7 protein-coding genes and 1 pseudogene are annotated in these 12,308 nt (G+C 37.2%); 7 read left to right on the top strand and 1 reads right to left on the bottom strand.

The window, feature by feature from the left end:
* Positions 1-81: 81 nt before the first annotated feature.
* A complete protein-coding gene (gene petG / locus PN450_RS05755) occupies positions 82-195 on the bottom strand; it encodes a cytochrome b6-f complex subunit V (protein WP_015078754.1) in 114 nt (37 codons plus the stop codon).
* Between the two features lie 563 nt (positions 196-758).
* Here petG and PN450_RS05750 point away from each other — a divergent pair.
* The 7 genes and pseudogenes from PN450_RS05750 (at position 759) to secA (ending at position 12,086) form a co-directional block, all read left to right on the top strand.
* A complete protein-coding gene (locus PN450_RS05750) occupies positions 759-1,133 on the top strand; it encodes a c-type cytochrome (RefSeq protein WP_041458229.1) in 375 nt (124 codons plus the stop codon).
* Between the two features lie 332 nt (positions 1,134-1,465).
* Complete coding sequence (locus PN450_RS05745; protein WP_148763117.1) at positions 1,466-2,614, top strand: VWA domain-containing protein; 1,149 nt, start codon at positions 1,466-1,468, stop codon at positions 2,612-2,614.
* A gap of 18 nt (positions 2,615-2,632) precedes the next feature.
* Entirely contained in the window at positions 2,633-5,872 is a 3,240-nt protein-coding gene (locus PN450_RS05740; protein WP_271835690.1) for a tubulin-like doman-containing protein, read from the top strand.
* A gap of 66 nt (positions 5,873-5,938) precedes the next feature.
* Complete coding sequence (locus tag PN450_RS05735) at positions 5,939-7,777, top strand: hypothetical protein (protein ID WP_271835689.1); 1,839 nt, start codon at positions 5,939-5,941, stop codon at positions 7,775-7,777.
* A gap of 76 nt (positions 7,778-7,853) precedes the next feature.
* The gene (locus PN450_RS05730) at positions 7,854-8,501 is read left to right on the top strand and encodes an OmpA family protein (protein WP_271835687.1); all 648 of its coding nucleotides are present in this window, start codon (positions 7,854-7,856) and stop codon (positions 8,499-8,501) included.
* A 126-nt stretch (positions 8,502-8,627) separates the two neighbouring features.
* Positions 8,628-9,164 (top strand): annotated as a pseudogene (locus tag PN450_RS05725) (cytochrome C).
* A 141-nt stretch (positions 9,165-9,305) separates the two neighbouring features.
* Entirely contained in the window at positions 9,306-12,086 is a 2,781-nt protein-coding gene (secA, locus tag PN450_RS05720; RefSeq protein WP_271835686.1) for a preprotein translocase subunit SecA, read from the top strand.
* The last annotated feature ends 222 nt before the right edge of the window (positions 12,087-12,308 follow it).

Genomic DNA, 12,308 nt, shown 5'->3' with positions numbered 1-12,308 from the left:
CTGACTCCTGACTCCTGACTCCTGACTCCTGACTCCTGACTCCTGACTCCTGACTCCTCACTCCCAACTCATCAATCAATATCAGCCGCCCAATTCGGTGGGACGTTTGTATTGTCTATAAGCAGCGTAGAATAATCCGCTTAAAGTTACAAAAACTAAACCAAGCACAATACCTGATAGTAGGGGTTCAACCACTGTAAAGCTCCTTGTTGTAATTATGGAAAGATTCGTGTCCTGTTTTTGATTTTACCAAATTTGGCAATAATCCCCCATCCCATAACAGTTTTAAATCTAAATACTAGTTGACACTCCCCGGTCTAAAGACGCGGGGATTCTATAGAGAGTTTCAGTCTATATCTCTCAGTTATCCCAGATTCAGGCAGGGTTCCTTAAATATTTGGGTTCTTGCCCTGATCCTGTTTGCCATTACTGGCAGAATCATCTCTGACAAGCGTAACTTTCCGAGAGTCCCCCGGTAGGTTTTTAATGTCTTTGCTGACAATTTAATTGTCTCACGAATATGGATTATAATTTGAAATTATTTCAAATTTTTAAATTAATGTCAATGCAGGATAAAGGAAAGCCTCTAGCCTTCATCCCTTGTCTAAAGCACAGATGTAGCTGACTAAGTCAGCTACATCTTCAAGGGTTTTCGGCATTTCCCTTATAAAAATTATCATTTGTACTTGCGAACACCATCAAGAAATTTTAAGCTATGTGTAGGAAATGAAAACTTGCACATTGTCAAAGCAACCCTTTTGGATAACCAGCTCATCAAACCTGAAACCCTAATTCAACAGTTCGTTATGTTCACCGTAGCGATGCTGATAGCCCTCCCATTAATCCTGTTTGGGATTGAGATAGTAAAAGCCTCTGATCCTTATGTTAAAAGTGTTCTATCCCTCCAGGGAAACCCAGTCCAGGGAAAAGCTATTTTCCAAATCAACTGTGCTGGTTGTCATGGTTTAGAAGGAAATGGACTAGTTGGTCCGAGTTTACATGAAATCTCCAAATATAAATCCCGCTATGGACTAATTCATCAAGTAACTAGCGGTGAAACTCCGCCTATGCCTAAATTCCAGCCCAGTATTCAAGAAATGGCAGACCTTTTAAGCTATCTAGAAAGTCTATGAACTTTTGTCAGACAAAATTAAATTCACTCGTTAAAAGAGGCAATAGGGAACAGGGAACAGAAAAATTCAAAGGTATGTAACGATATGTAAAGTTGTCTTAATACGAGATGCTGGTTGAGGGTAAAACGCAAAGATTGTAAAGTTTTATTGCAGGATTCAACAATTGTGGATTTGTATTAACTGATAATCAATAAGAAGTATACATGATATGATATGACGGCGTTACATAATAGCTATATAAATTATGTTTCGCGTCAAGGCGTAAAGACGAAAACTTTAAGACTCTTTGTGTAATAATTCTGATACACACTATTTAATGGGCTATAGGGTTTGTGACTTTGACAAAAATTACCCCTGGACAACCACTGACTGATACGCAAAGAAATGGCTTACAGTTAGTATCCCTGTGGGGTGGGGGTAAACGTGATGTGGTTTTAGCTATTGATATCACGGAAAGTGTAGGTTTAAATGATCAAGGTCGGATTCATTTACGTCAAATAGTTGAAGACAGTCTCAAACCTGGTGATTCTGTTTATGTTGTTCCCTTTGCTCAAAATTTGGTTTTTGATGCCGTTATCTCTGTTGAAAATCCATTAGGAACACCCATATATTTTAGAGATAAAAATTCGGAAAATATTAATAAAGTATTAGCGAAAATTCCTTTTAATTCTGACCCTAACCGCTATGGAACAGATATTCAAAGAGCAGAGTTAATAGTATATCAAGGTATTGCCCAGATTAATCAAAATCGAGTTTCCAAAAATCAACTAATTAAGCCGCAATCGGTTGTTTGGATTACTGATGCACCGTTATTTACTCAACCAGGAATTACTTCCGAAGTTTGGATAGAAACTCCTGCTAATAGTCCTTTTAGAATTGCGACATCACCGGAAAGTCAAGAAAGACAGAATTGGATTAAGGCTTTATCATTCAAAGAGCGATCGCTCATCATTAAAAACCAAGATAATAAAGATTATACATTATCTGTAGTAGACATTAATCCTACAGTTCAAGAAGTTTGCACACCAGTACCAGGAGGACAAGAAACTTGTTTAGTTAATCCTTATTTATTCAAACAGCTATGGCTACCAAGTTTAATTTTATTATTCATACTTGCATCAATGGTAGGGGGTATATTAAAATATGCTAAATTGCAAAAAAAATGGGAGGTACGAATTAAGTTAGAAGATGATGGAGAAGATGAAGAACGAATATGTAGATTACCAAATAATAAAAAAATTGCTATTGGTGAATATGATCCTAGCTGTATACATTCTATTGACTTTAGAGGTGGAGAATTACAAGCATATTTAGAACGGAAAGGAGAAAAACTTTATTTAGTTCCCACAGAAGATACAAAAATTGAACTTAACAATAAAAAAGTTACATCACGAACTCTCATATCAACTTCTAAATTTACCCTAAATTGCCCAGATTCACGCCAGAGAGAATACGAAATATCTATCAAAATCAAGAAATAGTTTATAGGGAAAAACATCATGACTCAAGCATCTGCAAAGGAAAACCAAACTAGAGGAATTAATCGCACAATTTGCATCGGTTTAGGGGGAACTGGTAGAGATGTATTAATGCGAATTAGACGGTTAATTGTTGACCGTTATGGAGACTTAAATAACTTACCAATTGTCAGTTTTGTTCATATAGACACAGATAAAGCAGCAACACAAGTCACAGGGATTAGAACAGGAAGTACCTATCATGGTGTTGACTTAAGTTTTAAACAATCTGAAAAAGTCAGTGCTACCATGTCATCAAGAGATGTCACCATGTTTGTAGAAGGACTAGAACGGCGTTCGGAATATAGTAATTATGGACCTTATGATCATATTGGAAGATGGTTTCCTTCTGGGTTATTGCAAGATGTTGGAGCAATTGAAGACGGAGCAAAATGTATAAGACCTGTAGGAAGACTAGCCTTTTTTCACAACTACCAAAAAATTAAAACATCAATTGTAACAGCAGAAAACCGAACGAGAGGACACGAATCTTTTTTGCTGAAATCGGGGTTAAGAATTGAACCAGGGTTAAATATTTTTGTTGTTGGTTCTCTCTGTGGTGGTACAGGAAGTGGGATGTTTTTAGATGTTGCTTATAGCCTTAGAGATATCTATAGAGATGAAACTGCTAAAATTTTTGCCTATTTAGTGATTAGTCCTGATTTATATGACAATAGCAACAAAATGATTACAAATACTTACGCGGCTCTGAAAGAATTAAATTATTACAGCACTCCCGGTACAACTTTTGAAGCAGTTTATGATCTTGAAAATTCGGTAATTGTACAAAATAAAAAAGAGCCATTTGACTATACTTATTTAATTTCTAATAAAACGCTAGGAGAATATCAGATTCTGACACAAGGTAAACTATGTAATGTGATTGCTCATAAGATTGCTCTTGATTTTTCAGGTGAATTAGCACCTGTAATGAAAAGCAACAGGGATAATTTTAAAGAAAAAATGATTGAATCAGATAAACATCCTCGTCGTAACACCCAAAGATACTTAACATTTGGACTGTCAGCAATTTATTTTCCTCGTGATACTATTATTGAAATTGCTTTAACAAAGGTAGGTTTAGAGTTAGTCAGGTTTTGGTTAAATGGTAAAGGTCAAAGTCCAGATCCTATTAACTTACTTGAGCAATTTTTAATTCAACATAATTGGCATAATGACTTAGGAAAACGAGATGGTTTAACTAATAAATTAGCAGAGTCTGTAGAAGAATCTAATAAGACCTTTAGTAATAGTCTCAAAACTTGGCAAAATAAATTATCCCGGTTAATTGCTGAATGTAAAAACAAGGATGACCGCACTAATATCCGTCAGCAATTAGCAACAGAATTTTATAAACAATTTCGCACAGTGCAACCAGGAGAAACAGAGAGCAGTCGCGGTTATTGGTTGACGAAATTAATGCAAGCTGCTCCTAAGATTACCAAAGAACTTAATGGGAATATTGATGATTATGTGATGCAATTACTCACACCAGTAGATCCTAATTTCTCCATTAAAAATACACGCAATTGGTTAGATTCTCTGCGACACGAATTACATAAATATCAAGGGGATTTACAGGAGAAAATTACCGATTTTGGAGGCATGAAGCGCTTAGAAGATGTAGAAAGAAAATGGGATAATGCAGAAAAAACAATTGAAGATATGGAAAATAAAATAGGTATTCCCTTTGTTGATTTCAAAAACATTCCATTTCAGGAGGAGTGCAAAAAAGTGATGCAAGAAGTTTACAAAATTATCAAGCATAATTTTGAATTAACTGTATTGCAAGAAACTTTAAAAATTGTCAATCAATTACAAAAGCAAGTTCAAGAAAAAGAAAAGCGAATTGCAGCTTTTAGTAGTTTAGTAGAGGACTTAGAAAGTGCTTATGAAAAAGAGGAACGAGAATTAAAACAATTGAATTTTGATGAAATGAGTGGTGAGGCAATTTTTGACAGTGAAGATATAGAACTTTGCTATCAAACAATGATACCAGAAAATGATAGTCGTCCTCAATTAATATTAGCAAGTTCAGAAATTACTAAAGAAACCGATAGAGGAGCATCTTTAGGATTTTTCCTGAATATGGAACGCACTACTTATTCTCAGCTAAAAGAAAAAATTGACTTGAAAGTTGATAGTTTATTTGCTTTTCGTGGTAGAAATATCGTCAATTCCGTGATTAAACGCTTCATGCAAAAATACTCATTAGGTGCGCGTTCAACTCGTTTAGCGCAAATTATACAGGAAGCTCAACCACTTTTGCGTTTAAATTTGAATGATCCTTATTTCCGAGACGAAGATGCTAAGAGTAGCAAATTAGTAGGATCTAAAGATATAGATGAATCAGATGTAACAGAGTTTAAAAAACTGCTAACACAAGAATTGGGAATTTCCACAAGTGTTTTAAAAGCAATACAAGCAGATGATGAAATCCTAATTGTGAATGAGTATGCAGGGTTTCCGTTGAGATTAATTAGTAGTTTGGAAAGAATGAGAAACCCATATTTACGAGAACAAAATTCTGGGACATCTTTTTTGCATAATGATTATCGTATATCCTTTCCTGATATTATGCCACCTAATGCTGGAAAAATGGAAGAAGTGGAAAATATTTTTTATCCTTGTTTAGCATTAGAACTGTTAGCAGAAAATCATGCTACTCAAGAATTAGAGTTTCAATATTATGACCATTTTCAGAATAGTTATGATACTGTTTCCTTGAGTGGAATTTGGATAGAATCTTTGGAATATCTAGCTAGTAACCCCAATATGACTGAAGCATTAAAGCAAATTTTGGATAATACAATTTTAGAAATGGAAAATAATCCAACATTATGGGAAAATGAATATTTACCCAAATTGCGTCAATTTCCTGATAAGCTGACCAGAATTTCCGAAGATAGTCCTAATTCTCTCTATAAGACAAGAGTATATACAGATACAAGGAATACTAACGATAATACAAGGGAGGGGATTATAAATCGTTTTTTGAAGAAAATGGAAGCAAAATTTATAAACACAAAGTCAATTTTACCAAGAAACAATACAGGAACTCAAAAATCTATTGTGGGGGAAATAGTTGCTAATTCTTCTGATAATCGTTCAAGACGACGACAAGAATTAGAGCAGCTTAAACAAGATTTAGATGAGGGTTTTATGACTCCAGAAGAATACGAGCGAGAAAAACAAAAAATCTTTCTGCAATATCCATTATAGTTTTTCATGGGTAGTTTATATCTACCCAATTCTCACAAACTTCTTGCACTACCAAAGGTCATTTTTATGCCACTATTACTACTTTACTTAGTTTTCATCATCCTATCTATAGTTACTATAGTTACTATTCTTCTTCGCATATCTCTTTATCGCTATTTAATACTTTTGACTAATAAAGTCCAAAGATTAATCAAAACAGGATCAGCGGAAGGACAACCGAAAATTATCCAAACATTAGAAGCTAGATTTGAACAAGCTAGTAAACAATTAGAACAGGTAAATACAGCAGCATTAATAGACCAGATTTATAGTCAGGAAACAATCAAGGGATTTACCTGTGAACAAATAGATTATTTATGTCGAATTCTGCCAAATTTACTGTTAGCTTTTGGGTTACTGGGAACTTTTTTAGGTATCACTATTAATTTATCTACCCTTAGTCAAACGATTAATCAAACCAATGCTAGTGATATTAATAATTTAGTCTCTGAACTAAAGAAACCATTACAAGGAATGAGTATTGCATTTAGTACGAGTTTGATAGGAATTTGCTTGAGTTCTATATTAACAATATCCAATGGTATCTGGAATACTAGTTTTGCAAAATATCAATTAATTAGTTCTTTAGAAGATTATCTAGATAATGTATATTTTCCTGAAGTGCAGGGTGATACCCGTCTTGATAAAATAGTTAATAAAATGGTATCCCAGCAAGATGAATTTTTAACAAACTTTGGGGAAACAGTGCGAAAAGCTGTAGAACAATCTATGGGAAAAGTCGCAAAACAAATTGCTGACGGGAATAAAGAAACTACAGATTTAGCTAGACAAGTTTATGAAAAATTTACAGACGCTGCTGGAACTATATCTAGTGCTGCTAATGAGTTTCAAAATTCCATGACAGAATTAAATACAACATCTCAAATATTTAAACAGTCTGCTGAAACTTTTAATCAAAGTGAGTTTCCTCTCAAATTATCATTAGCTGTTGTAGATTTGAGTAATACACAACAAAAATTTTCTGAGTCAGCTACAAGTTTAGCAGCAACAACGGAATTGATTATAAATGCCTTAATTGAAATAGAAAATTCTAGTCAGAGTTTAATTAATTTAGGAGAAGAAATAAAATCTATGAACCAAACTTCAATTCAGGTACTAGAATTACATCAAAATAACCAAAATCTTCTTAGTGAAATTATCCCCCAACTTCATGCAGGAGCTAATAGTTACGAAAAAGCAGTTAATAAACTCGATGATTTAGATCAAAGAGTGGGAGATAAGTTCAATAATTTTGATCAATTAATCACAGCTATGAGTCAGTTATTAGAAAATGTGAAAACTTATACAACGGAATTAATTAGCAAAGTTGCAGCGGAAACTGAAAATTCTAGTCAGAGTTTAATTAGTTTATCTGAAGAGATAAAAGCTATGAACCAAACTTCAATTCAGGTATTAGACTTACATCAAAATAACCAAAATCTTCTCACTGAAATTATTCCCGGACTTCAGCAAGGAGCTAATAGTTATGAAAAAGCAGTTAATAAACTGGATGATTTAGATCAAAGAGTGCGCGATAAAGTTAATAGTTTTGATAAATTAATCACAACTATTGAGCAGTTATTAAAAACTGTGAAAACATATACAAATGATGTGAATACTGCTACTAGTATAGCATCTAATCAAATAGATGCTAATAATCAAAAACTGATGAAATTATTAGAGAATAATAATTCTCAACTAATTGCTGAATATCAAAATGTGAGTAATACCATTATTCAAGGAATTGACAGACAAACTAATATCAACAAGAAGGGTTTTGATGCTAATATTAAAGGTTTGGAGCTATTAATCAAGAATCTTGAGAAATATCAACAAAAACTTGATGACACAAATACCGATACATAAGGTGCGTTACGCTGGCGCTAACACACCCTACTGTTTAAATTGACTAACAAATTTACAAAAATAAAACATTGCAATTATGGCTCGTCGTTCACGCTACACAGAATATAATGAAGATCTAAACGTTTGGCCAGCATTTACTGATTTAATGTCTAATGCGTTTATGATATTGGTTTTATTTTTGTTTTTAACCATTATCATATCACAAATCACTAAAGATCCGGGGTCAACAGATACACCACCAATCATAGTTATTAAAGATCAAGGTGATTATAGATTTGCTTCCGGTAGTGCGGAAATTCCTGCGAAAATGTCAACTTATATATTTAACCAAATAGTACCAGAAATAGAAGCTAGAACTAAACAATATGGGATTAATGTAGTAGAAATAATCGGACATACAGACGGACAAGCTAATGGTAAAGTAATCAGTAATTTAGATGTAAATTTAGAAAATGTAGCTAGTGGTAACTTAAAAGTAGGAAAACTACAAGCTGGTTCTAATGCTGATTTGGGATTAATGCGGGCTTTGTCAGTTGTGAAGGTGCTGGGTGATATCCAGAAAAAACAAGGTAAACTATCTGGACTATCATTTCGTGCTTATTCTGCGGCACAATTAATATTACCAAATGGAAAATTTGCAGGGATAGCGCGGAAAGAGGATGTCACTCGACGACGAATTGAAATCCGCTTTACACGGTTGGGAGAAGTGCAAGAAGTTCGATAAAAAATCATACTTCATCTATCAAAATTTTGCCTTCCCCCTTCCATCAAAAATCTATCACCTTCCCAGATTCGAGACTATTCCTAATTTGATCTAATTCTTCCGTCTGAACTCCTAACTGAGAACCTTATGTCAAATGTAGCAAAAAGCAAATCCCACCGCCGACTAAAACGCCAACTACTTATCGTCATGCTGGTGATTTTTGCTTGGAGTGTGGCCATGGGCTGGATATTAGGATTCGCTACCAGCGCTCGCGGTGCAAATCCTGTAGACTCAATTGGAACTGTTGATGTCGTACCAACACAATACCAACCAGGACAAGAACTGTATTTAGAAAACTGCTCATCTTGTCATATCGCATTACCACCGGCTGTATTTCCTAGTTAAACTTGGAAAAACCTTTTACAAGACTCCCAGCACTATGGCGTACAAATTAAGCCTTTAGGCAAACTTGAACATCTTTTAGTATCAAAATATCTTTACACCTTTTCCCGTGTGCAACTACAGGAAGAAACAACACCCTAGCGTCTCAAGGACTCTCGTTATTTCAAGGCTTTGCATCCTGGTGTCAAATTACCCACTCCTATAAATATGGGTAGTTGTGTGAGTTGTCATTTTAATGCTGATAAGTACGACTTCCGCAGCCTTAGTCCAGAATGGAAGTAGGGGTAGGAGTTTAGGAAGAAGAATTTTCTCAATGACGAATGACCACTGACCAATTACCAATTACCAATGACATTCAAAGTCTATAATTATATAGCTAAAGCTTAAATCTCCATTTCCCTTGATTTAATTCTATAAACTGCCATGCTAAAACTTTTGTTGGGCGATCCCAACGCTCGTAAACTTAAAAAATACCAACCTTACATTACAGAAATTAACCTCTTAGAGGAAGATATTAAGCCGCTGTCTGATGAACAGTTAAAAGCGAAAACCGTCGAGTTTAAACAACGGTTGGCCAATGGCGACACCCTAGATGATATTTTACCGGAAGCCTTTGCTGTGGTTAGGGAATCAGGACGGCGTGTTTTAGGATTGCGACACTTTGATGTGCAACTTCAGGGTGGGATAATTCTGCATACTGGGCAAATTGCCGAAATGAAAACTGGTGAAGGGAAAACTTTAGTAGCTACCCTACCAAGTTATTTAAATGCCCTGACTGGTAAAGGTGTCCACGTGATTACCGTCAATGATTACCTGGCGCGTCGGGACGCGGAATGGATGGGTCAGGTACACCGGTTCTTAGGGTTAAGTGTGGGGCTAATTCAGTCCACTATGACCCCCAGTGAGCGCCAAAAAAACTATGAGTGTGATATTACCTATGTCACCAACAGCGAAATAGGCTTTGATTATCTCCGGGATAATATGGCTACTTCAATGGCTGAGGTGGTACAACGTCCGTTTAATTTCTGTGTAATTGACGAGGTAGACTCGATTTTAGTTGACGAAGCTCGAACTCCATTAATTATTTCTGGTCAGGTGGAAAGACCAACGGAAAAATACTTACAAGCGGCAGAAATTGCTTTTAGTCTCAAAAAAGATGAGCATTACGAAGTTAATGAAAAGGATCGTAACGTTCTCTTGACAGATGAGGGTTTTGCCGAATCGGAAAATCAGTTGGGTGTGACAGATTTGTTTGACCCAGAAGACCCTTGGGCGCATTTTATGTTTAATGCGATTAAGGCTAAGGAATTATTTCTCAAAGATGTGAATTATATTGTCCGCAATGACGAAATTGTGATTGTAGATGAATTTACAGGTCGGGTACTGCCGGGACGGCGTTGGAGTGATGGTTTACACCAAGCTATTGAAGCCAAGGAACACGTAGAAATTCAGCCAGAAACCCAAACTTTGGCGACAATTACCTATCAAAATCTGTTTTTGCTCTATCCCAAGTTGGGGGGAATGACGGGAACGGCAAAAACTGAGGAAGTGGAATTTGAAAAGATATACAAACGGGAAGTGACGATTATTCCCACCAATCGGATTAGAAGACGGGAAGACTTGTCTGATATGGTGTTTAAGACTGAACCAGGGAAGTGGGGAGCGATCGCTAAAGAATGTGCCGAAATGCACGAAAATGGTAGACCTGTGTTAGTGGGGACAACCAGCGTCGAAAAGTCCGAACTTCTCAGCCGACTCCTCAAGGAAATGGAAATTCCCCACGAGTTACTTAACGCTAGACCAGAAAACGTGGAACGGGAAGCGGAAATTATTGCCCAAGCTGGACGCAGTGGGGCTGTAACTATCGCTACGAACATGGCAGGACGGGGTACAGACATTATCCTGGGTGGTAACTCTGAGTATATGGCGCGGTTGAAACTGCGGGAATACTTTATGCCTCGCATTGTTAGCCCTGAAGATGATGAATTTGGCGTACAAAGGGCTTCGGGTCTACCTATGGGTGGTAGCGGTGGTGGACAAGGCTTTGTTCCTGGTAAAAAGGTGAAAACTTGGCGGGCTTCTCCAGAAATTTTCCCCACCCAATTAAGAAAAGAAACAGAACAGCTTTTAAAAGCGGCTGTAGAGGTGGCTGTGAAGGCTTATGGTGAGCGCAGTTTACCGGAATTGGAAGCAGAAGAGAAGGTAGCTGTGGCGGCGGAAAAAGCCCCGACAGATGACCTGGTAATTCAGAAATTGCGGGAAGCTTACCAGCAGATTAAGCACGAGTATGAAGAATTTACTGTCCGTGAACATGATGACGTTGTCAACAGAGGCGGTTTGCACGTTATTGGAACGGAACGTCATGAGTCACGACGAATTGATAACCAGTTACGCGGACGGGCGGGCAGACAAGGCGACCCTGGAACGACAAGATTTTTCCTCAGTTTAGAGGATAACCTATTGCGGATCTTTGGGGGCGATCGCGTTGCTGGCTTAATGAATGCTTTCCAAGTGGAAGAAGATATGCCGATTGAATCGGGTATGTTAACCCGCAGCTTAGAGGGCGCACAGAAAAAGGTGGAAACCTATTACTACGACATCCGCAAACAGGTGTTTGAGTATGACGAGGTAATGAATAATCAACGGCGGGCTATCTATGCGGAACGTCGCCGGGTGTTGGAAGGTCAGGATTTGAAGGAACAGGTGATAAAATACGCAGAAAAAACGATGGACGACATCGTTGATTATTACATCAACCCTGATTTACCTTCGGAAGAATGGGAGTTAGAAAAGTTAGTAGATAAGGTGAAGGAGTTTGTTTACCTGTTGGCTGATATGCAGTCTGGACAGTTGGAGGATATGGGAGTACCGGAAATTAAAGCGTTCCTCCATGAACAAGCGCGGATTGCCTATGATATGAAGGAAGCGCAAATTGACCAAATTCAACCGGGTTTAATGCGTCAAGCGGAACGGTTCTTTATTCTCCAACGCATAGATACTTTGTGGCGGGAGCATCTGCAACAAATGGATGCTTTGCGTGAGTCGGTTGGCTTGCGTGGTTATGGGCAAAAGGACCCGCTGATTGAGTATAAGAGTGAGGGTTATGAGTTGTTCTTGGATATGATGGTGAATATCCGCCGTGATGTGGTTTATTCTCTGTTTATGTTCCAGCCTCAAGCGCAGCAAACTGCTGAGATGGTTTAAGGGTTTTTTTCTCGCAACAGACGCGGAGGCACGGGGGGTGTTTTCTGCGTCTTTGTTTTATTTTTGTTTCGCGCAAAGTCGCTAAGAGGATGTTTGAAAAGTGGTATTCCGTAATTTTCATCACATTGCTACCCCCCTTAGTCCCCCCTTGTAAAGGGGGGAAACAATAAAAATCCAGTTCCCTCCCCTTTACAAGGGGAGGGTTAGGGTGGGGTAAAAAAT

The organism is Dolichospermum lemmermannii CS-548, from assembly GCF_028330815.1.
Lineage (GTDB): Bacteria > Cyanobacteriota > Cyanobacteriia > Cyanobacteriales > Nostocaceae > Dolichospermum > Dolichospermum lemmermannii.
This window is presented reverse-complemented; position numbering and strand designations above follow the sequence as displayed.